The organism is Aestuariimicrobium sp. T2.26MG-19.2B, from assembly GCF_950101875.1.
GTDB classification, from domain to species: domain Bacteria; phylum Actinomycetota; class Actinomycetes; order Propionibacteriales; family Propionibacteriaceae; genus Aestuariimicrobium; species Aestuariimicrobium kwangyangense.
This window is the reverse complement of record NZ_CATNLW010000001.1, coordinates 2091324-2116604: the sequence shown is the minus strand read 5'-3', so window position 1 is coordinate 2116604 and position 25281 is coordinate 2091324. Positions and strand designations below refer to the sequence as shown.

Sequence of the window (25281 nt, the reverse complement as noted above, 5' to 3'; positions counted from 1 at the left end):
GGCAATGACCGTCACCACCCGCGCCACCGTCCCGCAGACCCTGGCCCGGTTCGACTGCGTCGACGACTCGACCCTCACCCGGGCCCTCTACACCACCGACGCCTCCCTCTACCGGGTCGAGCCCCTCGCGGTGGCCTTCCCACGCACGCGCGACGAACTCGTCGAGGTGGTCAGGGCCGCCCTCGAGGCCGAGGTGTCGGTGACGGTGCGCGGCGCGGGCACCTCCTGCGCCGGCAATGCCGTCGGGCCCGGGCTGGTCGTCGACGTCGCCCGCCACCTCAACCGGGTGGTGTCGATCGACCCGGACGCGGCCACCGCCACCGTGGAACCCGGCGTGGTGCACGCCACCTTGCAGGCTCAGGCGCGGCCACTGGGGCTGCGGTTCGGGCCCGATCCGTCGACCCACACCCGCTGCACCATCGGCGGCATGATCGGCAACAACGCATGCGGTCCACGCGCCCTGGGCTACGGACGAACAGCCGACAACGTGGTCTCGCTTGAGGTGTTGACCGGCTCCGGGGAGATCGTCACGGTCACCTCGGGTGAACCGTCGACGGGTGGTCTGGCCACCGACCTGCGGGCACTCGTGGGCGCCAACCTCGGCCTGGTGCGAACCGAGTTCGGACGATTCGGCCGCCAGGTCTCGGGCTACTCGATGGAGCACCTGCTGCCCGAGCGCAAGTTCGACCTGGCCCGCTTCCTGGCCGGCACCGAGGGCACGCTGGCCGTCATCCTCTCGGCGACCGTGCGGCTGGTCCGCGACCTGCCGCACGCGGCGGTGGTGGCCCTGGGCTACCCGTCGATGGCCGACGCCGCCGATGCGGTGCCGGCGCTGCTACCCCATCGTCCGGTGGCCGCCGAGGGCATGGACCGGCGGATCGTCGACGTGGTGGCGCGCACCAAGGGGCCGGCCGCCGTCCCCGCACTCCCCGCCGGCGACGGCTGGATGTTCGTCGAACTCGTGGGCGAGGACGAGGCCGAGGTGCGCTCCCGCGCCGAGGCTCTGCTGGCCACCTCGGGCTGTCTCGACGGCTGGGTCGTGGACGACCCGGCCGCAGCCGATCGGCTGTGGAAGATCCGCGAGGACGGGGCGGGACTGGCCGGGGTCAGCCTCGCCGATCCGGCCTACCCGGGCTGGGAGGACGCTGCGGTGCTGCCCGAGCGGCTCGGGGCCTACCTGCGCGAGTTCGACCTGCTGCTGCAGGAGTTCGGCCTGCACGGGTTGCCCTACGGTCATTTCGGCGACGGCTGCGTGCACGTCCGCATCGACTTCCCTCTCGAACGAGAGGGTGGGGCGGCCGTCTACCGGCAGTTCGTCGAGCGAGCCGCGGCCCTGGTGGCCAGCCACGGGGGTTCGATGTCGGGTGAGCACGGTGACGGGCGGGCCCGCTCGGCCCTGCTGCCCGCGATGTACTCCCCCGAGGCGATCGCGCTGTTCGGGCAGGTCAAGGCACTGTTCGACCCGCGCGGGCTGCTCAACCCGGGGGTGCTCGTCGACCCCGTCGCCGTCGACGCCGACGTTCGGGTTGCGGCCACCGTCAGCTCACCGCTGCGGCTCAGTGACCCCCACTTCGTGCGCGAGGTGCACCAGTGTTCCGGGGTGGGCAAGTGTGTGACCGCGACCCTGGGACCCGGAGCGGTGATGTGCCCGAGCTACCAGGCCACCCGCAACGAGAAGGACTCCACGCGCGGCCGGGCCCGGGTACTGCAGGAGATGGTCAACGGGTCCCTGGTCGCAGGGGGCTGGCGCTCCCCCGAGGTGCACGAGGCACTCGACCTGTGCCTGTCGTGCAAGGGCTGCGGACGCGACTGCCCCACCGGGATAGACATGGCCGCCTACAAGTCGAGGGTGCTGCACGAGTCCTACAAGGGTCGACTCCGCCCCCTGTCGCACTACACCCTCGGCCAGTTGCCCCGTTGGCTCTCGCTGGTGCACGTCGTGCCGGGCCTGTCGGGGCTGGCCAACGTGGCACTGTCCCTGCCCGGTGTGGGATCGCTCGCCAAACGGCTGGCCGGGGTGGACGGTCGTCGTCCGTTGCCGCGGTTCAATCCCGGGGGATCGCAACGGAGACGTGCCGCGCACCGGGCCCGCTCGACCGAGGCCGGGACGGCTGCCGCCGGCGGCGGTGTGTCAGGGCGCCACGGGCGTGTCGCCGTGTGGGTCGATTCCTTCACCGATGCCTTCGAGGGCACCCAGGTGGCGTCGCTGATGGCGGTGCTGGAACGGGCCGGGTACCAGCCCGAGGTGATCAGCGATCGTGCCTGCTGCGGCCTGACCTGGATCACCACGGGGCAGTTGGACGGAGCCCGCGCCCAACTGCGTGGCGCACTCGAAGTGCTCGCACCGATCGCGGAGGCGGGCGTGACGATCGTGGGGGCCGAGCCCTCCTGTCTGGCTGTCTGGCGCTCCGACGCCCCCGAACTGCTGCCCGACGACCCCAGAGTCGGCATCGTCGCCAGCGCCGTCCGCACCCTCGCCGAGGTGCTGTCGTCGACGCCCGACTGGCAGGCTCCCGACCTAAGTGGGCACGAGGTCGTGGCCCAGCCCCACTGCCACCACGCGTCCGTGCTGGGCTGGTCGGCCGACGCCGACGTGCTCGGGCGGACCGGTGCCACCGTCACCACCCTGGGGGGATGCTGCGGCCTCGCCGGCAACTTCGGGGTGGAACGAGGACACTACGAGACCTCCGTCGCGGTCGCGGAGACGGCCCTGCTGCCGGCGCTGCGTGCCAACCCGCGGGCGATCGTGCTGGCCGATGGGTTCAGCTGCCGCAAGCAGGTCGACGACCTGACCCAACGACGCGCGATGACCTTGGCCGAGCTACTGCTCACGCACTCCTGAGGGACGCTGGACGGGCCGGTCGGTCGCTCGAATCGGAGAACCCCAAGTCTGAGAGTATCCTGAGAGGTGTGACTGCTCTGCTCTACCTGCTGGGATACGGGATCACGTTGGCGTTGGGGTGGCTGGTGTTGTTCGGCCACCGGAGCGCCGCGAGGCCGTCCGAGACCTGGCAGATCGCCCTGACCCTGCTCTTCCTGCCGAGCCTGCTCAAGTACGCCCTGCAGCTGCTAATCGCACCTTGGTTCGACGTGCAGGGCTGGTGGCGCCGTCGTCGCGCCCCCCGCCGCGCTGCCAAGCCCGCCCAGCGCGTCTCGGTGCTCGTCCCCGCCTGGAACGAGGAGGTCGGCATCGCGCTGACCGTACGCTCGCTGCTGGCCAGCGACCACCCCGATGTCGAGGTCGTCGTGATCAACGACGGCTCGACCGACGACACAGAAGCCGTGATGCAGGCGCTGGTGGCCGAGCACGAGGCGTCCGGACGACCGGGCCGACTCGTGTACGTCAGCCAACCCAACGGCGGCAAGGCCTCGGCGCTGAACCGTGGGCTCGGCGTGGCCTCGGGCGAGATCATCGTCACCACCGACGCCGACAGCGCGGTGGCAGCCGACACCCTCACGAACTTCGCCCGCCGGTTCGACGACCCCCGGGTGATGGCCGTGGCTGGCAACGTGAAGATCGGCAACCGGCCCGGCGTGCTGGGGCTGGTGCAGCGCCTGGAGTACCTCTACGGGTTCTACTTCAAGAAGGCCGACTCGGTGCTCGACTCGATCTACATCGTCGGGGGCGCTGCCGCTGCCTACCGGGCCGACGTGCTGCACGAGCTGATCGACCGGGGACGATCGGGGGCCCTGGCCGGTTTCGACGAGGACAACATCACCGAGGACATCGAGATGTCGACCCGACTGCAGGCGGCCGGGCACCGCATCGTCTACGCTCCCGATGCCGTCGTGACGACCGAGGCTCCGGCCGACTGGGACGGCTTGGTGCGACAGCGGCTGCGCTGGAAGTTCGGACGGTTCCTCACCTTCCGGCAGTACCGGCACCTGTTCTTCAACCCCACCCTCCCGCGCAAGCGCGTGTTGACGATGCTGATCCTGCCGGTCGCCCTGCTCTCGGAGGTGTTGTTGTTGGCCGAACCCCTGCTGGTGACCGTGATGTGGGCGTGGACGATCGCGGTCGGGGACTACGGTCCGGCGCTGGTCTACATCGGCGCGCTCACGCTGGTGGTGGGGTGGCAGGTGCTCACTGACACCCGACGCAGGGAGTCCTTGGCGCTGCTGCCGCTGGCACCGATGGCCTGGCTGGTGTTCTACCTGGTCGACCTGACCGAGTTCCGTGCGTTGGTGCGCACGCTGGTTCGCATGGCCACCGGTCGGGGCGTGACCTGGCAACGCTGGAGCCGCCAGGGAGTCTTCGCCTCACAACAGGGCTGAATTCGCACTCGGGAGCAGGGATCCACCGGCCGAGCGTCGCTCAGACGTCGAGGAAGAGTGAGACCTCGATCCTGTCACCGACCCCGATGCCCAGGTCTTCGCGCACGTTCTTGCGGATCGGCACCCGATAGGTGCCCAGCTTGGGGAACATGGCCGTCCTGTAGGTGTGGTGACCGATGGTCGCCATCGTCGGCACGCACCCCCAGTAGATGATCGACTGGGCCACCTCGGCGATCAGGTCGGCCTCGTCGTTCGGCACCACCGCGTAGTAGAAGGGGGCAGGGCCGCGCCACTCGATCACCTCTGCGGTGAACTGCAGGTCCATCGTCCCAGTCTGGCACCGGGTGGGGAGGACGACCCGTGACGCGGGACTTTGCCCGTTCACCGCCGCAGCGCGCCGGCCGCGTTGCTCCCCGGCCAATCGTGCCGATCGTGTGCGCTGACGCCGACTGTTCCGTCCCAGGAGCAACATCTGGCGTCAGAACACACGATCCGCACGATTGAACCCCCTGATTGAACCGTCTGACCGCAGCGAGCGCGGGCACAGCACGCACTAGGCTCCCTGCATGAGCGAGCGCACCACCTACCTGCTGGTCGACGGCGAGAACATCGACGCGACCCTGGGGAACTCGGTTCTGGGACGCCGCCCGGACCCCCACGAGCGACCGCGGTGGAACACCCTGCTCGACTACACCGAGCGGGCTTGGGGCCAGCCGGTGAAGGGGCTGTTCTTCCTCGCGGTTCCGGCGGAACTGCCGGCTTCGTTCGTGCAGGCCCTGCTGGCCATCGGTTACCGTCCGGTGCCGCTGCGGGGTGAGGGCAAGGTCGTCGACATCGCCATCCAGCGCACGGCCGAGGCCTTGGCCGGTCGACCCGCCGACGTGATGTTGGTGAGCCACGACGCCGACTTCGCCCCGCAGATGGAGGCCTTGGCCGAGGATCCGGATCGACGGGTGGGCATCGTCGGGTTCGGCGAGTTCCTGGCCACGTCGCTGCGTCGCATCGATGGGGTGGAGTTCTTCGATCTGGAGTATGACGTGGCCGCGTTCCGTGAGCGCCTGCCCCGGGTGCGGATCATCGAGATCGACGAGTTCGACCCGCTCGAGTTCATCTGAGCGAGCCCACCTGCTCATCCCAGGTTCTCTGGTCGGGCAGCCAGCCTGCCAGCAGGTCGTCGGTGCCCGCCCCCGCGAGCAGGTCCCGGGCGAATTGCCTGCGTCCGGTCATCAGGTCGAGCCATCGCCACTGGTCCCCGCGGTGGGTGAACTCCGGGTAGAGGTCACGCGCACTGGTCAGCAGGTCGACCCCGAACCGGACCGCGTCGAACTCGTCGGGATCGCTGACATGCACCTCAACCCCCCGGCAGAGGCGGCCGGCATGGGTCTCGAAGTGGGGCACGGCCAACGGCTCGAACGCGGCCTCGCGCACCAACGCGCCCGGGTGCCGGCCCTCGTCCAGGCGGGCCAACCAGCGGTCATCCACCCAGGGCGCCCCGAGCAGGGTGAACGGACGGGTCGTCCCCCTCCCCTCCGACAGCGTGACAGCCTCCAGCAGCCCGGTTCCGGGATAGGCCAGACACGACTCCACGGTCGGCAGATTGGGGCTCGGTGCCACCCACAGTGGCCATCCCGGAGCCCCGGACGAACGTGCCGAGCCGTCCCAGCCCTCGACGGGCACGACGGACAGGTCAATGCTCGTCCCACCCGGCTCCTCGGGCAGGTGATGGGCATTCAGCACGCGTGCCAGCTCACCCAGGGTGAGGCCGTGCTGGTGCAGGATCGACCTCCGGCCGATGCTCGATTCCAGACCGGGAGCCAGCAGCCCTCCCCTGCGGGCCCGGCCCAAGGGGTTGGGGCGATCGAGCACGAGCATCGCCACTGCGGGAACGCGGGCGACCGCCATCATCAACCGGTACATCGTCCAGACGTAGGTGTAGAACCTGACGCCCGCGTCCTGAAGGTCGACCACCACCACGTGGGCTCCGAGCCGCACCAATGCCTCGGCCAGGTGCTCGGGACCCGCGTGGTAGGCGTCCAGCAGCGGGACGGAGGTCACCGGGTCGAACGCATCGGCCTCCGACTCACCGGCGGTGGCCGTTCCCCGGAAGCCGTGCTCGGGCCCGAACACGCCGACCACCTCGACACCCGCGGCCACCATGGCGTCGACCCCGTGCAGCACACGCCCCTCCCGCACCATCACACCGGTCGGGTTCGACAGCACGACGACGCGACGCCCCCGCAGTTCCGCGAAATCGCGGTCGGCGAGGGCGTCGAGTCCGGTGCGCACGGGCGGCGTCAGCTCTCAGTCGCGGCGCAGGCGGCGGTGCTTGGAGGCGTGCGGACGAGCCGCCTCGGCCCCCAGCCGCTCGATCTTGTTGGCCTCGTAGTCGGCGAAGTTGCCCTCGAACCAGAACCAGTCGGCCTCGTCGGCCTCGTGGCCCTCCCACGCGAGGATGTGGGTGGCGACCCGGTCGAGGAACCACCGGTCGTGGCTGATCACGACGGCGCAGCCCGGGAACTCGAGCAGGGCGTCCTCGAGAGCCGAGAGGGTCTCGACGTCGAGGTCGTTGGTGGGCTCGTCGAGCAGCAAGAGGTTGCCGCCCATCTTCAGGGTGAGCGCCAGGTTGAGCCGGTTCCGTTCACCACCGGACAGCACCCCGGACAACTTCTGCTGGTCGGGACCCTTGAAACCGAAGCTGGCCACGTACGCACGCGAAGCCATCTCGAAGTTGCCCACCTTGATGAAGTCGAGCCCGTCGGAGACGACCTGCCAGACATTCTTCTGCGGGTCCAGTCCCGAGCGGCCCTGGTCGACGTAGCTGATCTTGACCGTCTGGCCGAGCTTCAGCTGGCCCGAGTCCGGCTGCTCCTCGCCGACGATCATCCGGAACAGCGTCGACTTGCCCACCCCGTTGGGACCGATGATGCCGACGATCCCCGCGCGCGGGAGGGTGAAGTCGAGGTCGTTGATCAGCAGTCGGTCGCCGAAACCCTTGGTGAGGTCGATCGCCTGCAGCACGTCGCTGCCCAATCGCGGACCGGCGGGGATGTTGATGTCGGCGGTGTCGATCTTGCGGCTGCGCTCGGCCTCGGTGGCCAGCTCCTCGTAGCGGGCCAGACGTGCCTTGTTCTTCGCCTGACGTGCCTTGGGGGACGACCGCACCCATTCGAGCTCACGCTCGAGCACCTTGGCGCGCTTGGCGTCCTTCTGGCCCTCGATCTGCAAGCGCTTGCGCTTGGTCTCGAGGTAGGTGGAGTAGTTGCCCTCGTAGGGGTGGAGACGTCCGCGGTCGATCTCGCAGATCCAGCTGGCGACGTTGTCGAGGAAGTAACGGTCGTGGGTCACGGCCAGGACAGCGCCGGGGTAGCTCTTCAGGTGGCTCTCGAGCCAGTTGACGCTCTCGGCGTCGAGGTGGTTGGTGGGCTCGTCGAGCAGCAGCAGGTCGGGGGCCTGCAGGAGCAGCTTGCACAGGGCCACCCGGCGGCGCTCGCCACCGGAGAGCACTTCGACGGGAGAGTCCCCGGGAGGGCAACCCAGTGCCTCCATGGCCTGCTGCAGCTGGGCGTCGATGTCCCAGGCCTGACGGTGGTCGAGCTCGGTCTGCAGTCGTCCCATCTCGTCCATCAGGGCGTCGAAGTCGGCGTCGGGATCGGAGAACGAGTCGGAGATCTCGTTGAAGCGGGCCAGCATCGCCTTGGTGTCGGCGACGGCCTCCTCGACGTTCTCCCAGACCGTCTTGTCCTCGGTGAGCGGGGGTTCCTGCAGCAGGATCCCGACGGTCGCCCCCTTCGCCAGCTGTGCCTCCCCGTTGTTGGGACGGTCCATTCCGGCCATCAGCTTGAGCATGGTCGACTTGCCGGCCCCGTTGGGGCCGACGACACCGATCTTGGCGCCCGGGTAGAAGCTGAGGGTGACGTCGTCGAGAATCACCTTCTCGCCGACGGCCTTGCGGACGTTGTGCATGGTGTAGATGAACTCAGCCATGAGTGGCGCGTTTCCTTCGCATCGACGTCGTCCGGTGCGCTCGCACGCCCCGGGGAACGGCCGCACCGCAACAGGCGCGGACCGTCGTCCAGTATGCCAGTGAACACGCTCCGGATGGTTCCTGTGCCCTGAGCTCAGTCGCGGCCCCCGAGCCCGAGCACCTGTTCGTCCGGGGCGGGCTCATCGACGGGTTCAGGGTCCACGTCGTCACGGTCGACCGGTTCCCCCGGGGAGGCCGGTGAGGCCACCCGCTCGTTGCGGGCGAAACTGGTGGTGCCCCGGTTGAGATCGTGACCCACCGAGGAGGCCTCGACGATGAGACGGTCCTGCTTGACACCCTCGGCGTCCTGCCAGACGTGGGTGCGCAGCCGTCCGGTGACGACCACGGGGTCACCCTTGTGCAGGCTGGCGGCGACGTTGCGGGCCAACCGGTTGGAGGCCCTCACCGAGATCCAGGTGGTCTCACCATCGGTCCACTCCCCTCCGCGGCGCACCCTCGGAGTGCAGGCGAGGCGGAACCGGGCCAGTACCCAGTCGTCGCCGGTGAAGGTCTCGACGTCGGTGCCGATGTTTCCCGACAGGCTGATGGTTGCGTCCATGAATGGTCCTCTCCAGGGATGGTCTGCCGAAGGGCAGTCACCTGAGTTGTGACTGGAACTCCCGGGATGGTCCCGCCCGCGATGCCGGGCTGTGGACAACCCTTCGACCTCCCCCTCGCTTGTGGACAACAGTCCGCTCCGAGGCTGGAAGAATCGGGACCATGAGCGAACGCGACGGCATCCTCGCCTGCCCGGTGTGCGGGAACAGGCTGCGCCTGCGCGACCGGGTGGCCCGCTGCGAGGCCGGCCACAGTTTCGACCAGGCCCGCGACGGGCACCTGCACCTGCTGACTCCCGGCAAGTCGAGGTCGCGGGCGCAGGGTGACGACCAGTCAATGGTCGCTGCACGACGGGCATTCCTCGATCGTGGCCACTACCGCGCCCTCAGTGAGGGCCTGCACGAGTGGGTGGGCGAGTTGATGCCCGAGACGATGCTCGACGTCGGCTGCGGCGAGGGCACGTTCACCGAGGCGATGTTGTCGGCCATACCCGACGACTCCTCGAGTCGCCCCGGGGGCAAGCACCTGCACGACGACCACTGGGTGGCGTTCGACATCTCCCGTCCGGCCATGAAGCTCACCGCCCGCCGGGTGCCCCGAGCCGTCGCCGTCGTCGCCTCGGTCAACCAGTTGCCGGCGGTCGACGGATCGGTCGACCTGCTCACCAGCGTGATGTCTCCGGTGCTCGACAGCGAGTTCGCTCGCGTGCTGGCCCCGGGCGGACGAGCCCTGCTGGTCACCCCCGGCGGCTCCCACCTCGCCGAACTGAGGGCTCAGCTGTACCGCGACTACCGCCCCCACGACGAGGAAGTACTGCTGGCCCGGTCCTGGCCGGTGCTGGAGCAGCGACGGTTCGAGGCCCGCGTGACGCTGGGGAGCAACGAGGAGATCATGCAGGTGTGGGGGATGACGCCCTACCGCTGGAATGCTCCCGAGGAGGGGGTCGAGCGGATCAGCGCCCTCGACCGGCTGGAGATCACGGTGCACTTCGTCGGCACGCTGGTGCAGCCGCCCGATGACCCAGCGCGCGATGAGCCAGCGCCCGATGACTGGGCGCGCGACCACCTGGTGCCCGCGGAACAGTCCCCTGTTGTTCCCGGGATCGGGTCGTCAGCGCATCACGCCGGTGATGCCGCCCCACACGTGGTCGACGAAGACCCGATCTGAGTAGGCCTCGGCACGATGACCGAGGGCGGTGTACCAGGTTCGGCCCAGACCCAGTCGCCCACGCCAGCTCAGGGGGCGGTCGGGTTCGTCGGCGAGTACCACCAGTGGTTCGACTCCGACTGGCTCCGACTCGAACTCGTACCACTCGTCCGACCACGACCAGGGGTCGGGCAGGTGCTGGGTGGACGGGTCGGGAGCGACCGCCCGCAAGCCCCGCCGCTGGTCGTTGAGGGGTGGATGGCCCCGGAACCGTGCCCCGACCAGTTCGAGGTAGCCCGGCCAGCCGCGCTCGGCACCGGTGGAGTTGTGCACGGCGGCGAACCCGCACCCCGCTCGCACTGCCGACTGCAGGCAGGCCCGCTGGTCGTCAGTGAGGATCTCACCGTTGCACTGGTGGAAGACCACGGCGCGGGCCCGAGCGAGGTCATCGGGGTTGAGCACCGAGGTGTCCTCGGTGTGGAGCAGGTCGAGCCCCGCCTCGGCGGCCAGACGGGCGAACAGCGCCACCCCCGCCTCGATCGCGGCTGAGTGCCTGAACGCCTCGTGGGTGGCGGTGACCAGCAACAGGTCAGCCACGGACTCGCCCCAGCGCCTCGCGTGCCGTGCGAAGTCGGACGAGTTCTGCGGTGACCGGCGCCACCGCGTGCCGTTCGGCCACGGCCGCGACCTGTCGGTTCAGCACGGCGTGGGCCCGGCGGGCCTTGGCTCGCGCGCTCACCTCGACGAACACGCGACTGATCAGGGCCAGGAGCAGACCAGCGGCCACTCCCCCGACCACGAGCCAGGTCTGCACCGGCAACCGGTGCCAGCTGCGGGTCGGCAGGGGCGGGAAGTGGAAGTAGGCCAACACCAGATCGGCAGCCAGCCACAGCAGTCCAGCGGCCACCACAGCCACCAGGATCCACTGCACGACCTGGATCACGCGCCAGTGGCCGAAGCCGCGGTCCATCGCCAGGTCGGTGGTGGCCACCGCCCGGTCCAGCTCGTCGGCCAGCACGCCCTGGTTGGCGAGGGAGGCACGGCGGACCGCGTCCTGCCACGAGCGTGGGAGGTCGGCGGCAGCCTCGTCCGACAGGGCCCTGACCGCCGAGGTGACCCTCGCCTTCGAGGCCCCCTGCCCGGAGTCGAGCCCCGTGCGGGGAACGCGGACCGGCTCCAGCGACTTCTTGGTGCGCCCGATCGGGAGCCGGTCGAGGTGCAGACGCCTCAACGGGTCCGGTCGCAGCGACGCGATCCATGACAGCGCAGGCCATCCCGTGACGAGTTCACCGCGTCGGCGCACCGAGGCCAGCACGGCCTCGGTGACGACATCGGCCCCCGCCGCCTCGGCCAACGCCCGGTTCAACTGGCGCACGGTGCCGGAACCGATGGCAGGGTCACCGGCGGAGCCGGAGTCGTCCAACCCCAGTTCCGGGGCCAACCGAGCTGCCTCACGGGTGAGGTCGGCGCCGAGACGCTCGGCCACCACCCGCTTCCTGGCGACCAGGTCGACGACCTGACGGCGCAGGGCGTCGACTCCTTGACCGGTCGTCGCCGACACCGCCGCGATCCGGGCCTTGCCCAAGCCCTCGTTGTCGAGCAGGCGACGCAGGTCACGCTCGCACTGCACGAGTTGCCCGGGGGTGAGCAGGTCGACCTGGTTGAGCACGACCAGCATCACCTCGGCGTGGCCGGCCAGTGGCTTCAGGTAGCGCTCGTGCAGGGCCGCATCGGCGTACTTCTGGGGATCCACCACCCACACCAGTAGGTCGACCAGGTCGACCAGTCGATCGACCTCGGCGCGGTGGGCTGCCTCGATCGAGTCGTGGTCGGGAAGGTCAAGCAGCACCAGTCCCTCGAGCCCCGGCGCCTGCGACCCGGGACGAGGGACCCGCGACAACTCGACCTGGTGGCGACGTGACACGTCGAGCCAGTCGAGCAGTTCCGCGGGGGGCACATCCCCCCAGGAGACCGACATGGCCTTCGCCGTGGTGGGACGACGCACTCCCGGCTCGGCCAGCTGGGTTCCGGACAGCGCGTTGAACAGGCTCGACTTGCCTGATCCGGTGGCACCGGCCAGGGCAACCACGGTGTGGTCCCCGGCGATCGCCAGCCTCGAGCCCGCGCGACGGACCAGTTCTTCCGCGTGCCTGACCGCCTCGTCGGGCACCCGTCCCTCGACCTGCTCGACCACGTGGCCCAGAGCCTGGAGTCGTTCCGCGACGGGCCTTTGTCGTGCCATCAGCGGTCGTCCCCGTCCCGATGCTCGACCAGTTCACCGTCGACCACCTCGGCAGGACTGGCCGCGACCTGGCTGACGGTCACCACGGGCTCAGAGGTGGACGAGCCGAGCGCCGCCGGGGTGCGGGCCGGGTTCATACCGCGCGCCGTGGTGGTGTCGGCGGTGATGGCTCGTTCGTGGTCGAAGCCTTCCACGTGGGCCCGCTCCACCGCCGCTGCCGATTCCCGCAGGGCGGCGGCCTGCTCGTCGGCGACGCCGGCCTCGGCCAGCACGGCCTCGAACCGGGCGAGTTCGGTCGACATGAGCGTCTCGATCCGGGCATCCAGGTCGGCCTTCGCCCTCTCCGCCAATGCGCGGACGGCGTCGTCACCGATGATGCCCTCGAGCAGTCTTTGGGCCAGTACCGACGTGCCACCGGCCACGCCGATCTCGGCACCCGTGAGGCCACCGGTGTAGGCAAAGATCGTCACCATGAGGGCCACCCCGGCACCGTTGACACCGAACGCCAGCAGTCGAGCCCTCGACCGCTTGTCCATGCCTTCCTCGGCCACCAGTTCGACGACGTCGCCCTGCCAGTCCCGGATCGCGCGGGCGACCTTGCCCGGGAACTCCCGCGAGGCGCGAGTGAGTTCGTCCCGCCCGTGGGCGGCAGCGTGTCTGGCCAGGAGGGAGCGGCCGGCTGGCGTGGCCCGCCAGGCGGCTTCTGCGCGCTCGGCGGCTGCCTGCCCCTCTTCGCGCACCAGCGCCTCGAGCCCGTTCTCGACCGCCACCTTCATCTTGTCGACCTCGGGTGGCTTGCCGACGAGGGTGCCCCACACCCGGTCGCGCAGCCAGCTGATGCGCTGGTCGAGGGCACGCATGAACTCACCGGTGCCGACCAACTCGTGCCAGCGACCGAGCACCTCACCCCGCAGCAGGGTTCCGTCGGCGGACTGCACCGCCACCTGTCGGGCGGCCTCGGCGTAGGCGCTGCGAGCGTCCTGGCGCAGGCTCTCGAGGGCCTCGACCTGGTCATCGGTCGCCGCGGCCAGGCTGGACACTCGTGGCCCGATGGAGTCGATGGCGCCGGTCAGGGTCTGCATGACCACGGTCTGACGGCTGCGCTCGTCGGCCGCGAGCGTGGCGAGCCAGGTGCGTATCGGTGAGACTGCCGCATCAGGCAGCAACCCCTCGGCATCGGTGGCCGTCTCGGGCACGGCGAACAGCGCGGAGTCGCCCAGGCCACGCTCGGTCATCATCTGCCCCAGGTGGGTGGGGACGTCGGTCATGGCCGCCGGGGGCACACGGTCGAGCACGACGGCGACGGCCGCCCTGCGCTGCACCGCTTGCTGCAGGAACTCCCACGGCACGGCGTCGGCGTACCGGGCAGCTGAGGTGACGAACAACCACAGGTCAGCCGCCTGCAACAACTCCGTCGCCAGTTCGCGGTTGCGCTCGTCCACGGAGTCGAAGTCGGGTGCGTCGAGCACGGCGAGCCCCGGTGGCAGGCTCGGCTCCGCCACCAACTGAAGGGAACTCTGGTCGTGTGAGGCCACCCTGGAGCGGATCAGCGTGGGCAGGATGCGCTCGTCGGAGAACCAGTGCTCGTCGTCGGGATGGTGGATCAAGACCGGCGACTTGGTGGTGGGGCGAATGACTCCGGGAGTGGTGACGGTGCGGCCCACCAAGGTGTTGACCAGCGTCGACTTGCCAGCGCCGGTGGATCCGCCCACGACGGTGAGCAGCGGGGCCTCGAGGGTGGCCAGCCGGGGCAACACGTAGTCGTCCAGCTGACGGACGAGCTCGTGTGCGCTCCTTCGTTGGTCGCCCGTACCGGGCAGGTCGATCGGCAGGCTGAGCCCGGCCAACCTCGATCTCAAGGTCGCAAGCGCCGCGGCCAGCTGGGCTGCGCTCACGCGGGCGGGCCCGCCCCCGGACGAAGGGTCCGAGGACGGCACGTCCGGAGCGCCCGTCATGCGCGTCCACCAGGCGGGGGCCCCCACTGGTTCGAGTCCCACGAGGGCGGCGCCCACTGCGGCGCCGGGCCGGCTGCCGTGGCCAGCTGACGTCGGGAGCGAAGCCAGGCCACCGGGTGCGGCAACCGAACCTTCTCCCCCGCCAGTGTGGTCACGGCGACCGGACGATCCCGGCGGATGACCTCGAGCAGTTCCCGCGCGTGCTCGTATCCGACCCGGTCGATCAGGCCGAGCACCATCGAGTCACGCAGGTAGGCCAGTTCCGTGAGGTGGCGCATGACCCGCATCGTGGCGGGAAGTCGGGACGGTTGCGAGACCGCGATGACCAGCAGGCGCAGGCGCCGCCACAGACTGGAGTAGATCACGGGGTCGCAGGGCAACAACCACCCGAACCGCACCAGATCGTTCAGGCGGGCCCGGATTCGTCCACCCTCCCGGATCATCCACGCAACCAGCACGCCGGCGAGCACGACGACGACCGCAACGGCCATCAGCCAGTACTTCATCCCCCCGCCTTCGGGCACGCTGGAGGCGACCCCGTTGAACACCATGTGACCCAGCGCCGCCGCCAGGAAGCCGGTGACCGGGGCAAGGATGCGCACCAGCTTGCTGCGGTGCCTCACCCCGACCAGGATCCCGATCGCCGTCATCGTCGTGAAGAACGGGTGGCCGAACGAGGTGTAGACACCGCGGAGCCTCACCAGTGACAGCAACGCCTGCTCCGCGTCGCCGGCCTCGATGGTCCGGGAGGCATATTCGTAGCCGCGGGCGTAGTAGATGATGTTCTCGGTGAAGGCGAAGCCCACGGCAGACAACCCGGCGAGCGAGACGCTCTGCATGATCGACACGATGCGGTAGCGGGCCAGCACCGCGAGCGCGAACACGATGGTTGCCTTCGAGAACTCCTCGACGAAGGGGGCCACGAACACCGCCGGACGAGCGCCCGTCGACGGGTCGCCGTTGCCCTGCACGCTGAGCAGTTCGCCGGCCCAGGAGTTGACGTAGATCGACATCCAGGTGGAGAAGCAGGCCCCCCAGAGGAAGGCGATCAGCCACGTCACGACGCGGTGCTTGCGGAAACGGTCGAACCACAGGAACAGCAACGACCACACCACGGCCGTGGGCCACGCGTACTTGGCACCGATCCGCATGGCCTGGTTGGTGATGCCGGGAACGGTGCCACCCTCGACCTTGCGGTCGGCGTGCAACATCCAGTACATGTCGAACAGCCCCACGAATCCCACCAGCAGGATGCCGACCAGCGCCCACGTCCACGGGCTGCGCAGGACGCGGAGGTACCACGGTCGAGGCGGCTGGTTGCGCGGCACCCCCGAGAGGACACGAGCTCGGCGCTCGAGACGTGCTGACGACATGGGCCCAGCCTAGCGAGTGCCCAGTGCAGCGCAGCCGGCCTGCTGGGAGGCTTTACACTGACGGCTGGACCAGCCCCAGTAGCTCAGCGGATAGAGCAGCAGCCTTCTAATCTGTCGCGCGCAGGTTCGATTCCTGCCTGGGGCGCCAACCGGACGGCCGCTCGGGTCGCCCGACCGACCGAAAGGGGCGCACCCGGTGGCGCAGACCAACGAGATGCTCGTCTGGATCGATTGTGAGATGACGGGACTCGACCTGACCACCGATGCCCTGGTGGAGGTGGCCGCGCTGGTCACCGACGGTGACCTGAACGTGCTGGGTGAAGGCGTCGACGTGCTCATCAAGCCGCCGGCCGAGGCGCTGGCACAGATGAACGACTTCGTTCGCAGCATGCACACCACCTCCGGCCTGCTGGTCGAACTCGAGGACGGGCTGACCATGGCCGAGGCCGAGCAGTTGGTCCTGGAGTACGTGCGCACCCACGTGCCCGCCGCGGGCAGGGCTCCCCTGGCGGGGAACACCATCGGCACCGACCGCATGTTCCTGGCGCGCGACATGCCAGAGCTCGAGTCCCACGTGCACTACCGCAACGTCGACGTCAGCTCGATCAAGGAACTGGCGCGACGGTGGTACCCCAAGGCGTACTACAACTCCCCCGCCAAGTCGGGCAACCATCGCGCGCTCGCCGACATCCAGGAGTCGATCGAGGAACTGCGCTACTACCGCGAGGCCGTGTTCGTCCCCGTCGGACCGACCAGCGCCATGGCCAAGCAGGTGGCCGCCAAGCACCAAGGTGCGCTCACTGGCGCGGTGGCGACGACGGCGGACGGTTCGGCGGTGGAGCTCGATTAGCGATCCGGCCCGCGGATCGGTATATTCATCCGAGCCGGTTTCCGGCGCGCAGTGTGGTCGTGGTGGGTATAGCTCAGCTGGTAGAGCACCTGGTTGTGGTCCAGGATGTCGCGGGTTCAAGTCCCGTTACTCACCCCACACTTCACCTCCTGCCGAGAGTGCTCCGGCCTCCCCCTCCCATGCTCCACGTCGGGCCCGAGGCCCTTGTCCGCCGCATTCGGGGGACATGTCAGAATGACCCACATGGCCGCTCCTCGACTGCCCTTCCGCCCGCCGAAGCCGGGAGCCCTGAGTCGGCTGCGACTGAACGCCGCCACCTCGGCAGGCAAGGCGGCGGCTGCCGCCTCGCGCCTGGCGCGACGCGGCACGGGCGCCTCGATCCAGGGAACCGTCATGCTGCGTCTCGACCCGGGGGCGCTGGGGAAATTGCTGGCCGACCGCCGCATCGCCAGCGTCTCGGGCACCAACGGCAAGACCACGACCACCCACCTGTTGACCGCAGCCGTGCGCGCCTCGGTCGCCGACCCCGATGACGTGGTCACCAACGCCGACGGGGCGAACCTGCACCACGGCATCGCCTCTGCGCTGGCCAACCAACCACGGTCGTCGATCGCGGTGCTGGAGACGGACGAGCGGGTGGTGGCCACCGTCATCGAACTGGGCCGTCCCGAGGTGCTGGTGCTGCTCAACTTCTCGCGCGACCAACTCGACCGCCACCACGAGATCAAGTCCTTGGGACGGTCGTGGCGGATCGCCCTGCAAGCGGCGGGCAGCAGCGGACCCGTGGTCGTCGCGAATGCCTGCGACCCGCTCGTGGTGTGGTCGGCGCAGCCGGCGCGACGGGTGATCTGGGTCGACACGGGCGACGTGTGGAACGAGGACGCGGCGCTCTGCCCGGAGTGCGGCTCGTTGCTGGTGCGTGACCAGTCCCGGTGGGACTGCCCCGGTTGTTCCCTCACGCAGCCCGTCGCCGACTACACGGTGCGCGGTGACGAGGTCAGCGACCCCAACGGTCGCGTCTTCACCCTCGACCTGCAGGTGCCCGGACGGTTCAACCGGGCCAACGCCGCCTGCGCCCTCGCTGCCGCCCGCGCCATGGGCGTGCCCGCCCAGACCGCCCTCGACGGCATGGCCACGGTGACCTCACCCGCCGGCCGTTACGCCACCGCCACCATCGGCACCGCCCGCGCCACCCTGCTGCTGGCCAAGAACCCCTCGGGTTGGGCGGAGTCCCTGCCCCTGGCCACCAGTCAGACGGTGGTGCTGGCCATCGACTCGGCGGCCGCCGACGGACGTGACGTCTCGTGGTTGTGGGACGTGCGCTACGAACAACTGGCCGGACGAACCGTGGTCGCCACCGGCCCTCGGGCCCAGGACCTGGCCGTGCGGTTGCGCCATGCCGGGGTCGACCACGTCGTCGAGCCAGACCTGACGGCCGCTTTCAGACGACCCGAGGTCACCCGCGTCGACGGACCGGTCGACGTGATCGCCACCTACACCCCCTTCCAGCGACTGCGGAAACTCGGAGGTCTGGCATGAGCCGTCCCGTCAACGGACCCGTGAAACTGGTGCTGGTCTACCAATCGCTGCTGGGCATCTACGGTGACCGCGGCAACGCCACCGTGCTGGCCAAGCGTCTGGAGTGGCGTGGCATCGACCATCAATTGCTGGTCGTCGAACCGGGCGAGGAGGTCCCTGCTGACGGGCACGTCTACCTGCTCGGCGGTGGCGAGGACCTCGCCCAGATCTCGGCCGTCAAGGCCCTGCGCGCCGACGGCAACCTGTTCCGGGCGGTCGAGGCGGGGGCAGCCCTGTTCGCGGTCTGCGCGGGCTACCAGATCTGTGGCACCAGTTTCACGGTGGGCGACCACGACCAGGTGATCGAGGGCCTGGGACTGCTCGATGTCAGCACCCGCCGCGGCCCGATACGGGCCGTGGGAGAGATCCTCACGCGTTGGCAGCGCCAGGACGGCACCTCCTACGAGCTGACGGGTTTCGAGAACCACGGCGGCCACACCACCCTGGGAGCTGATGCCGTTCCGCTCGCCCGGGTCGAGGTGGGAGTCGGCAACAACGGGGACGGCACCGAGGGAACCCAGCAGGGAACCGTCATCGGTACCTACCCGCACGGGCCCGTGCTGGCCCGCAACCCCGAATTGGCTGACCACGTGCTTCGGCTGGGTACCGGGCTCGACCTCGACCCGCTGGCGGTGCCCGAGGTGGACGAACTGCGTCGCCAGAGGATCGCTGCGGTGAGGGCCGGCCGACGGAGCTGATACCCGCCCGGGGCGGCTCGATTTCCCAAACCGGCGCGCGATGTTCTACAGTTTCTTGGCGCGCACCGCTAGCTCAACTGGCAGAGCAGCTGACTCTTAATCAGCGGGTTCAGGGTTCAAGTCCCTGGCGGTGTACCACGGGAAAGGCCTGTCGAGATCACTCTCGACAGGCCTTTTCGCATTCCCCCTGGCACGTGGGTCAGCTTCGGCTGTGGGACAGGTCAGGAGCGTCGTCCGCCACCGACGATGGCTCGGATGCCGACCAACACGGCCACAGTGCCGACCACGGCGGCGCTGAGCATCAGCAGCCGGTCGATGCGCCAGCCGCGCTCGTCCTTCACCTGCGACTTGGCCGCATCGAACTCGGTGTGCGCGAATGTCTTCGCGTCATCGATGGTGCGGTCCTTGATGGCGGTCGGATGCACCTCGGTGACGAGGTTGGCCAGGTTCGCCGAGACCCGGGCGCGGGCTGCGGCCAGGTCGGCCCGGATCTGGGCGGCGGTACGGGTGTCGGTGGTGTCGGCCACGGTCGGTCCCTTCATTGGAGCGTGCCAGACCACCCTAGCCGCACCGGTATCGTGTGGGGCATGAACAACCGCCTTGACATCGGCTCGCCCGCCCCGGAGTTCAGCCTGCCCGACGCCACCGGGGCGGAGGTGTCGCTGGCGGACTTCGCGGGACGAAGGGTGGTCGTCTACTTCTACCCGGCGGCCATGACCCCGGGGTGCACGATCCAGGCCGTCGACTTCACCGCGGCCCAGCAGGAGTTCCGCGATGCCGGCTACGAGATCGTGGGCATCAGCCCGGACAGTGTCGACAAGCTCGCCACGTTCCGCGACAAGGAAGCCCTGGGTGTCACCCTGCTGGCCGACCCCGACAGGCAGGCCCTGAACGCCTACGGCGCCTGGGGCACCAAGATGCTCTACGGCAAGGAGATCACCGGCGTGCTGCGTTCGACCTTCGTGGTCGACGTGGACGAAGCCGGGTCGGGAACCATTGCGCTCGCGCAGTACAACGTCAAGGCCACGGGTCACGTCGACAAGCTGAAGCGCGACCTGGGGATCTGATCCCCCCACCGCCGGAGTGGTGGAATTGGCAGACACGCAGGATTTAGGTTCCTGTGCCGCAAGGCGTGAGGGTTCAAGTCCCTTCTCCGGCACCCTTCCATCCGCGGACCGCGGCGGACCTCCCCGACACGGCAGGCGTTGGACCGACCTCGGCCTATGCTCAGCCGCAACACCATCGCGCCCTTCCCTGAGGCGTGGTGCCTGCGGGGGGAGCGCGTCTCATGCGAACACTGAGGACGGCATCGGGGGCGATCTTCGCGGTGATCCTGGCCGCATTCGCAGCCACCTCCGTGACGGTCGCCCGGGCTGAGCCGGCGCCGCTGCCCTGCTCCGACCCCATGGTGATGACCTTCGACACCCGGGTGGACCCGGGCACGAAGGGTCACGTCGGGTTCGTGCTCACCGGCGGTTCGGGCACCGTCACCATCGACTGGGGCGGAGCCGGGTCGGCCACCCCGTCCGGTGAGGGACCGGCGACCGACCAACGGCAGACCTATCCGGCTGACCCGGGGTTGGTGGGGTTCGACTTCGCGTCGCCCGGTGCCTACACCGTGTCGGTGTGCGGCACCCCGCAGGGGTTCGCCTCCCCACAGAGCAGGAATGGGGTGGGAGCCTCGACGCTGACGTCAGTGTCCTCGTTCGGATCGCTGGGGATCACCGACTACAGCAGCGCTTTCCTGGGGGCGACCCATCTGACCAAGGTCCCCACCTCCCTGCCCTCCGGCGTGACCAGGGTGCAGTCGATGTTCGAAGGGGCGGTGGCCTTCGACGGCGACGTCAGCGCTTGGGACACCAGCGGGGTCACGACCATGCGCTCGATGTTCGACGGGGCCACCTCCTTCGACCAGGACCTCGGCCGGTGGGACGTGACCCACGTCGCCGACATGACGAGGATGTTCTCGGGCGTCCGGTTGTCATCGTCCAACTACGACGCGCTCCTGACCGGATGGGCCACCCAGAAGGTACCCACCGGGGTGGCCTTCGACGCGGGATCCTCGACCTACTCGGCTGCCGCAGCGCAACCCCGAGCGACGCTCACCGGGGCCGCCGGCTGGTCCATCACCGACAGCGGCCAGTCCGGAGCGGCCACCCCCAGCGACGGGGGCACCTTCGTGTCGCTGGCGCCCACCCGCGTCCTGGACACCCGGACGAACAGCGGCGCCTCCGGGCCGGTGCCCGCACGCGGCACCATCCACGTGCAACTCGCCGGACGCGGCGGGATCCCGGCCGACGGCGTGGGAGCCGTCGTGGTGAACCTGACCGTCACCAATTCCAGCCGCCCCGGCCACATCACGGCCTACCAGGACGGCACCCCGCAGCCGTCCAGCTCGAACCTGAACTTTCCGGCAGGTGACACGCGCGCGAACCTGGCCGTGGTCACCCTCGGCGCGAACGGCAAGATCGCACTGACCAACAACAGCGCGGGCACCGTCCACCTGATCGCCGACGTGTCCGGCTACTACCTGGCCGGTATCCCTACGGCGGCCGGGGCGTACGCGCCGCTGACCCCGGATCGCATCCTCGACACCCGCACCGACACCGGGGCGACGGGACCCGTTCCCGCGAACGCCACCATCCGGGTGCAGGTCGCGGGCCGCGGCGGCGTCCCCGCCAGCGGCGTCTCGGCGGTGGTGCTCAACCTCACCGAGACCGGCTCAACCGCACCCGGACATCTGATCGTCCACGCCGACGGCACGGCTGAGCCCGGCACCTCGAACCTGAACTTCCCCCGGGCCGACACCCGGGCCAGCCTGGTCGTCGTCAAGGTGGGGGCCAACGGGAGCATCGCCATCGCCAACCGCAGCCCGGGCACCGTGCACGTGGTGGGCGACATCGTTGGTTACCATCTCGCTGGTTCCGGTGATGCCGCGGGCAGGTTCGAGCCGCTCACCCCTTCCCGAGTGCTCGACACCCGCATCGGAGCCGGCGGGACCGGTCCGGTGGCGCCGGACGGCAGCCTGCGCGTCCAGATCGCCGGCCGCGGCGGTGTACCCACCAGCGGAGTCTCGGCGGTGGTGCTCAACCTGACCGGCACCAACGCAACCCGGCCGGGACACGTCAGCGCGTACCCCAGCGGCAGCTGTGAGCCCAACGCCTCGTCGCTCAACCTGCCCGGCGGGGACACCCGCAACAACCTGGCGGTCGTCCCCCTGGGCGCCGACGGCACACTGTCCCTCACGAGCCACAACCGGGGCACCGTGCAGCTGATCGCCGACGTCGTCGGCTACTTCACGCCCAACGCAGTGCCAGCGGTCGCGCCGTCGTTCCAGTCGCTGGCGCAGAACGCCATCGGCGCGAGGCACTCCACGCTGGGCACCCAACTCGGCGCAGCCACGACCGGTGTCGTCCTGGACGGCTGCATCGCCCACCAGACCTACGCCAAGGGTGTCATCGTCTACACCAATTTCACCGGCGCCCATGCGGTGCACGGCCCCATCTACTCCCGCTACACCGCGCTGGGCGGCTACCCGCGTACCGGGGTCCCGACCACCGAGGTGGTCGCTCTGGCCAACTACTCCGGTGGTTCGGTCAGCCGGTTCACCCGTGGTGCGCTCGTCTCGTCCGACCATGGGGTCCGCTGGTTGACGACGGAGGCCGCCGACCACTACCTCGCCCACGGCGCGGGCAAGTACGGGGCACCGATCTCGGACACCACCTCGGCGACTGCCCCGTACACGGCCGACTCGTGGACGAAACTTGCCGGTGCGGGCCAGACCTCGGCGACCTCGATGCTGTACCGCAACACTGCGAGCGGCATCCACTGGGTCCGTGGACCCATCTACCAGACCTGGGTCTCGCTCAAGCTGGCCGCCGGCCCCCTCGGACGGCCCACGTCCAACGAGTACACCAAGGGCGTCACCATGCAGAGGTTCACCTCCGGGGCGATCATGCGCGGTACCAACGGCTGGCCCGCGGTCCACGGTGACGTCTGGCGTGTCTACTCCAGCACCACCCACAACGCCGCCACCGGCGACCTGGGACTGCCCACCGGACCCGGCAGTCAGGACGTCCAGGACTTCCAGAACGCGCGCATCGACCACGGACGCATCAGGGTGCGGGTCAACGCCACCACCCACACCACGACCTCCGCCGAGGTGCAGTACACCTTCCGCTCCGGCTGCCCGGTGGGCCCCTCGAGCCTGCGCACCATCTCGATGAATCACCTCGGTTTCGACAACCGGGTGCATCGGGGCGTGATGATCGTCCGCTCGGACGTCGTCACCCAGATCATCGACTCGTTCTCGGCCGCGGCATGGAACAGCTTCCAGATCCGCCAGATGGTCAACCCGAACCACTGGCTCGGCAATGACTACAAGATGATGGCCGCCGACAACACCTCAGCGTTCAACTGCCGCAAGGTCAGCGGCAACCCCTACGCCATGTCACCGCACTCGTACGGGAGGGCGATCGACATCAACGACTTCGAGAACCCGTACAAGGAATTCGGTGTCTGGTACCCCTACGAGAACTGGTACGCCACCCATCGTGACCCCAGCAAGCCGGGTGTCCTGGTCGGCACCAGCACCCTGACCACCAAACTGGTCGGCCACGGCTTCTACTGGGGTGCATGGTGGAGCGAACCCGACTACCAGCACTTCCAGAAATGACACCTCAGACCGCCAGGGGCGACCGGCCAGCCCCCCGGGCAGGGGATGGGGTCGCGGTCGGTGCCTGCGCCCTGGCACTCGCCGTCGTGCTGATGGGCTGCTCGTCGCACTCCCCGACCCCGAGGACGACGCCGACCACCCCCGCACCCACCATGGCCTCACCCAACAGTGGCGCGCCCACCACACGAGTCACCAGCCCGAGCGCCACCCCCGCCAAGGACAGCACAACCGCCAGCTCCTCCGCCCCAGGGTCAGCTCCCCCCAGTGCAGGGGTCACGGCCAGGACACCGTCTCCCGACCCGTCGACAGCCGGCCCGCTCAGCGGGGCCACGGTGCCCAGGAGCATTCTCACCTTCACGGCTGACGACCAGGCCAAGGCCGATGAGGGCGAGTTCAACCCGAACGGCACCTTCGTCCACCAGGTCGACGCGGCCGATGCGTCACTGGCCGCCCTTCCCGGCTGCGGGCCGGAACCCTCGACCATCCCACGGGCCCGTTATGCGCTCACCGCTGCCTATCGCGACCCCGCGACGAACGGAATCGGGAACCTGATCCAACTGAGCTTCCCCGACCCGCAGCGGGCCGCAGCGTGGCTGTCGGTCTTCCAGGCCGATCTGAAGCACTGCCCCCGTGCGGGCATGACCCCGGCACTTGCCGAGCGCAGCGTCCAGGACCGCCGGGAGAGCGGTGGCATCACCTGGTCGGAGGCGGGAGTCCTGACCAACGACAGGGTCACCCTGGCGGCCCTGCAGGGAACCCATGACACCGGCCGCATCCTGGCGACCCTCCAGCGGTTGCCCCCGTCCTGACCGGTCACGTCCCGATCAGCCACGCCCCCACCCACACCCAGTTCCTCGGCGGTAGGGGGCCGTCCGACTCAGACAGCGCGCACCCAGTTCGCTCCCCGACCGGTGGGCCAGCGACCGACCTCGTCGAGTGCCCCACCCTCGTCCACGCTGACGAGCGACACCTCGGTGTCGCGCTCCCCCGCCACCACGGCGAACCGGCCACCGTCGAGCACCCAGAACCCACGGGGCTGGGTCGGCGTGGCGATCCTCGACACGCGTTCACCCAGGCTGCCGTCTGCGAGCACTGGCAGGCAGGCCAGGGTCGAGGTGGTGCGCTCGGTGGCCAGCACCCACTGCCCGTCGGCACCCGCCTGGTGCACATCGGCGCCCCAGATCAGGTGTTCGGCGAGCGGGTCGGCGCCGAGGCGACTGTGGGTCAGACCGGCGTCGGTGGGGAAGAAGGCGCGCCTCGCCGACGGCGTCAGCGCCCCGGTGCGGTCACGCGCGAAGGAGAGCACCTCCCCCGAGAACTCAGTCACCACCCAGCCGACCTTCCCATCGCGCGACAGGGTGAGGTGGCGAGGACCCGACCCCTCCGGGGCAACAGCGGTGGCCGGGTCGAGGGCCACCAACGACCCGTCCGACGACAGCGCGTACTGGGCCACCAAGTCAGCCCCGAGCGAGACGACGTACAGCACGGCCTCCCCACCGGTGCCGGCCACCAGAGCGCAGTGGGACTGCGGCCACTCGACGCGGGCAACGGGTTCGTCCGACGGTCGCCCCTCCTCGTCGACCAGTCGGGTCTCGGCGAATCCTCCGCCGTAGGAGGCGCCCACGAGCACCCGTCCGTCATGGGCCAGGTCGAGGTAGGTCATGGACGAGGCGACCGGCACACTTGCCAGCGCACTGAGCCGGCCGGTGGCCCGGTCGAGCCGGAAGGTGTCGACGCTCGGTTGCTTGCTCGCTGCCAGCACGAGGTCACGTGCCTCGTCCACCACGAAGGTCGAACAGCCGCCCCCCACGGTGCTCACCGCCAGCGGCTCCAAGGCGTCCCCCGTGATCCGGAAACTCGAGACGGTGCCATCACCGGCATTGGCAACGAGGACGAGATCGCGCATG

At 69.6% G+C, this 25281-nt stretch carries 20 protein-coding genes and 4 tRNA genes; 14 read left to right on the top strand and 10 right to left on the bottom strand.

Going from position 1 to position 25281, the window contains the following annotated elements; translation table 11 throughout:
* Window positions 1-4 precede the first annotated feature (4 nt).
* Together QQZ11_RS09395 and QQZ11_RS09390 are read left to right on the top strand one after the other, a co-directional pair.
* A complete protein-coding gene (locus QQZ11_RS09395) occupies window positions 5-2842 on the top strand; it encodes an FAD-binding and (Fe-S)-binding domain-containing protein (RefSeq protein ID WP_284550032.1) in 2838 nt (945 codons plus the stop codon).
* Between the two features lie 68 nt (window positions 2843-2910).
* Window positions 2911-4275 (top strand): glycosyltransferase, encoded by a 1365-nt coding sequence (locus QQZ11_RS09390; RefSeq protein ID WP_284550030.1) that lies wholly within the window; start codon window positions 2911-2913, stop codon window positions 4273-4275.
* Window positions 4276-4315: 40 nt separating this feature from the next.
* Here QQZ11_RS09390 and QQZ11_RS09385 read toward each other — a convergent pair whose 3' ends face one another.
* Window positions 4316-4600 carry a DUF1905 domain-containing protein gene (locus QQZ11_RS09385; RefSeq protein WP_284550029.1) on the bottom strand — a complete coding sequence of 95 codons (285 nt, stop codon included), beginning with the start codon at window positions 4598-4600 and terminating at the stop codon, window positions 4316-4318.
* 241 nt (window positions 4601-4841) lie between these two features.
* Here QQZ11_RS09385 and QQZ11_RS09380 point away from each other — a divergent pair, with 241 nt between their 5' ends.
* On the top strand, window positions 4842-5390 hold the full coding sequence (locus QQZ11_RS09380) for an NYN domain-containing protein (RefSeq protein ID WP_284550028.1): 549 nt from the start codon (window positions 4842-4844) through the stop codon (window positions 5388-5390).
* Here QQZ11_RS09380 and QQZ11_RS09375 read toward each other — a convergent pair.
* The 3 genes from QQZ11_RS09375 to QQZ11_RS09365 form a co-directional block, all read right to left on the bottom strand.
* Window positions 5383-6561 carry an exo-beta-N-acetylmuramidase NamZ family protein gene (locus tag QQZ11_RS09375; protein ID WP_284550027.1) on the bottom strand — a complete coding sequence of 393 codons (1179 nt, stop codon included), beginning with the start codon at window positions 6559-6561 and terminating at the stop codon, window positions 5383-5385. The two genes, QQZ11_RS09380 and QQZ11_RS09375, sit on opposite strands and share 8 nt — an antisense overlap.
* Window positions 6562-6576: 15 nt before the next feature.
* Window positions 6577-8259 carry an energy-dependent translational throttle protein EttA gene (ettA, locus tag QQZ11_RS09370; RefSeq protein WP_284550025.1) on the bottom strand — a complete coding sequence of 561 codons (1683 nt, stop codon included), beginning with the start codon at window positions 8257-8259 and terminating at the stop codon, window positions 6577-6579.
* A 134-nt stretch (window positions 8260-8393) separates the two neighbouring features.
* Entirely contained in the window at window positions 8394-8858 is a 465-nt protein-coding gene (locus QQZ11_RS09365; RefSeq protein WP_342395071.1) for a single-stranded DNA-binding protein, read from the bottom strand.
* Between the two features lie 161 nt (window positions 8859-9019).
* Between QQZ11_RS09365 and QQZ11_RS09360 the strand changes: the two genes are divergently transcribed.
* Window positions 9020-10024 (top strand): putative RNA methyltransferase, encoded by a 1005-nt coding sequence (locus tag QQZ11_RS09360; protein ID WP_284550024.1) that lies wholly within the window; start codon window positions 9020-9022, stop codon window positions 10022-10024.
* Here QQZ11_RS09360 and QQZ11_RS09355 read toward each other — a convergent pair.
* The 4 genes from QQZ11_RS09355 to QQZ11_RS09340 are packed head-to-tail and all read right to left on the bottom strand — an operon-like array spanning window position 9968 to window position 15573.
* Window positions 9968-10600 (bottom strand): ThuA domain-containing protein, encoded by a 633-nt coding sequence (locus tag QQZ11_RS09355; RefSeq protein ID WP_284550023.1) that lies wholly within the window; start codon window positions 10598-10600, stop codon window positions 9968-9970. The two genes, QQZ11_RS09360 and QQZ11_RS09355, sit on opposite strands and share 57 nt — an antisense overlap.
* Window positions 10593-12245, bottom strand: a complete 1653-nt coding sequence (locus QQZ11_RS09350; RefSeq protein ID WP_284550022.1) for a GTPase — start codon at window positions 12243-12245, stop codon at window positions 10593-10595. The genes QQZ11_RS09355 and QQZ11_RS09350 overlap by 8 nt, the downstream gene beginning before the upstream one ends.
* Entirely contained in the window at window positions 12245-14140 is a 1896-nt protein-coding gene (locus QQZ11_RS09345) for a dynamin family protein (RefSeq protein WP_284550021.1), read from the bottom strand. Before QQZ11_RS09345 ends, QQZ11_RS09350 begins: the two co-directional genes overlap by 1 nt.
* A gap of 56 nt (window positions 14141-14196) precedes the next feature.
* Window positions 14197-15573 (bottom strand): PrsW family intramembrane metalloprotease, encoded by a 1377-nt coding sequence (locus QQZ11_RS09340; protein WP_284550020.1) that lies wholly within the window; start codon window positions 15571-15573, stop codon window positions 14197-14199.
* 72 nt (window positions 15574-15645) lie between these two features.
* Here QQZ11_RS09340 and QQZ11_RS09335 point away from each other — a divergent pair.
* The 6 genes from QQZ11_RS09335 (at window position 15646) to QQZ11_RS09310 (ending at window position 18837) form a co-directional block, all read left to right on the top strand.
* A tRNA-Arg gene (locus QQZ11_RS09335) sits at window positions 15646-15721 on the top strand.
* A 66-nt stretch (window positions 15722-15787) separates the two neighbouring features.
* Window positions 15788-16423: an oligoribonuclease gene (gene orn / locus QQZ11_RS09330; protein WP_051139809.1), complete on the top strand. Its 636-nt coding sequence runs from the start codon at window positions 15788-15790 to the stop codon at window positions 16421-16423.
* A gap of 62 nt (window positions 16424-16485) precedes the next feature.
* A tRNA-His gene (locus tag QQZ11_RS09325) sits at window positions 16486-16561 on the top strand.
* 258 nt (window positions 16562-16819) lie between these two features.
* Window positions 16820-17962 carry a MurT ligase domain-containing protein gene (locus QQZ11_RS09320; protein ID WP_342395079.1) on the top strand — a complete coding sequence of 381 codons (1143 nt, stop codon included), beginning with the start codon at window positions 16820-16822 and terminating at the stop codon, window positions 17960-17962.
* On the top strand, window positions 17959-18699 hold the full coding sequence (locus QQZ11_RS09315; protein WP_284550018.1) for a type 1 glutamine amidotransferase: 741 nt from the start codon (window positions 17959-17961) through the stop codon (window positions 18697-18699). Before QQZ11_RS09320 ends, QQZ11_RS09315 begins: the two co-directional genes overlap by 4 nt.
* Window positions 18700-18761: 62 nt before the next feature.
* Window positions 18762-18837 (top strand) — tRNA-Lys (locus QQZ11_RS09310).
* 83 nt (window positions 18838-18920) lie between these two features.
* On the opposite strand, the gene QQZ11_RS09305 is transcribed toward QQZ11_RS09310, so the two are convergent.
* Entirely contained in the window at window positions 18921-19226 is a 306-nt protein-coding gene (locus QQZ11_RS09305; protein WP_040438509.1) for a DUF3618 domain-containing protein, read from the bottom strand.
* 60 nt (window positions 19227-19286) lie between these two features.
* On the opposite strand from QQZ11_RS09305, the gene bcp reads away from it, so the two are divergent.
* The 4 genes from bcp to QQZ11_RS09285 all read left to right on the top strand — a co-directional run bounded on the left by bcp (window position 19287) and on the right by QQZ11_RS09285 (window position 24183).
* Window positions 19287-19766 (top strand): thioredoxin-dependent thiol peroxidase, encoded by a 480-nt coding sequence (bcp, locus tag QQZ11_RS09300; protein ID WP_022910861.1) that lies wholly within the window; start codon window positions 19287-19289, stop codon window positions 19764-19766.
* Between the two features lie 10 nt (window positions 19767-19776).
* A tRNA-Leu gene (locus tag QQZ11_RS09295) sits at window positions 19777-19858 on the top strand.
* Window positions 19859-19987: 129 nt separating this feature from the next.
* Complete coding sequence (locus QQZ11_RS09290; RefSeq protein ID WP_284550017.1) at window positions 19988-23374, top strand: BspA family leucine-rich repeat surface protein; 3387 nt, start codon at window positions 19988-19990, stop codon at window positions 23372-23374.
* A gap of 332 nt (window positions 23375-23706) precedes the next feature.
* Window positions 23707-24183 (top strand): hypothetical protein, encoded by a 477-nt coding sequence (locus QQZ11_RS09285; protein WP_022910858.1) that lies wholly within the window; start codon window positions 23707-23709, stop codon window positions 24181-24183.
* A gap of 68 nt (window positions 24184-24251) precedes the next feature.
* Here the strand turns inward: QQZ11_RS09285 and QQZ11_RS09280 are convergent, their stop codons facing one another.
* Entirely contained in the window at window positions 24252-25280 is a 1029-nt protein-coding gene (locus QQZ11_RS09280) for a lactonase family protein (protein WP_284550015.1), read from the bottom strand.
* Window position 25281: the final 1 nt, after the last annotated feature.

What these genes read in the sequence shown, in the direction of transcription:
- QQZ11_RS09395 (WP_284550032.1), top strand. Translation starts at nt 5, where the DNA reads ATGACCGTCACCACCCGCGCCACCGTCCCGCAGACCCTGGCCCGGTTC.
- QQZ11_RS09385 (WP_284550029.1), bottom strand. Translation starts at nt 4,600, where the DNA reads ATGGACCTGCAGTTCACCGCAGAGGTGATCGAGTGGCGCGGCCCTGCC.
- QQZ11_RS09380 (WP_284550028.1), top strand. Translation starts at nt 4,842, where the DNA reads ATGAGCGAGCGCACCACCTACCTGCTGGTCGACGGCGAGAACATCGAC.
- ettA (WP_284550025.1), bottom strand. Translation starts at nt 8,259, where the DNA reads ATGGCTGAGTTCATCTACACCATGCACAACGTCCGCAAGGCCGTCGGC.
- QQZ11_RS09365 (WP_342395071.1), bottom strand. Translation starts at nt 8,858, where the DNA reads ATGGACGCAACCATCAGCCTGTCGGGAAACATCGGCACCGACGTCGAG.
- QQZ11_RS09360 (WP_284550024.1), top strand. Translation starts at nt 9,020, where the DNA reads ATGAGCGAACGCGACGGCATCCTCGCCTGCCCGGTGTGCGGGAACAGG.
- QQZ11_RS09350 (WP_284550022.1), bottom strand. Translation starts at nt 12,245, where the DNA reads ATGGCACGACAAAGGCCCGTCGCGGAACGACTCCAGGCTCTGGGCCAC.
- QQZ11_RS09340 (WP_284550020.1), bottom strand. Translation starts at nt 15,573, where the DNA reads ATGTCGTCAGCACGTCTCGAGCGCCGAGCTCGTGTCCTCTCGGGGGTG.
- orn (WP_051139809.1), top strand. Translation starts at nt 15,788, where the DNA reads ATGCTCGTCTGGATCGATTGTGAGATGACGGGACTCGACCTGACCACC.
- QQZ11_RS09315 (WP_284550018.1), top strand. Translation starts at nt 17,959, where the DNA reads ATGAGCCGTCCCGTCAACGGACCCGTGAAACTGGTGCTGGTCTACCAA.
- bcp (WP_022910861.1), top strand. Translation starts at nt 19,287, where the DNA reads ATGAACAACCGCCTTGACATCGGCTCGCCCGCCCCGGAGTTCAGCCTG.
- QQZ11_RS09290 (WP_284550017.1), top strand. Translation starts at nt 19,988, where the DNA reads ATGCGAACACTGAGGACGGCATCGGGGGCGATCTTCGCGGTGATCCTG.
- QQZ11_RS09280 (WP_284550015.1), bottom strand. Translation starts at nt 25,280, where the DNA reads ATGCGCGATCTCGTCCTCGTTGCCAATGCCGGTGATGGCACCGTCTCG.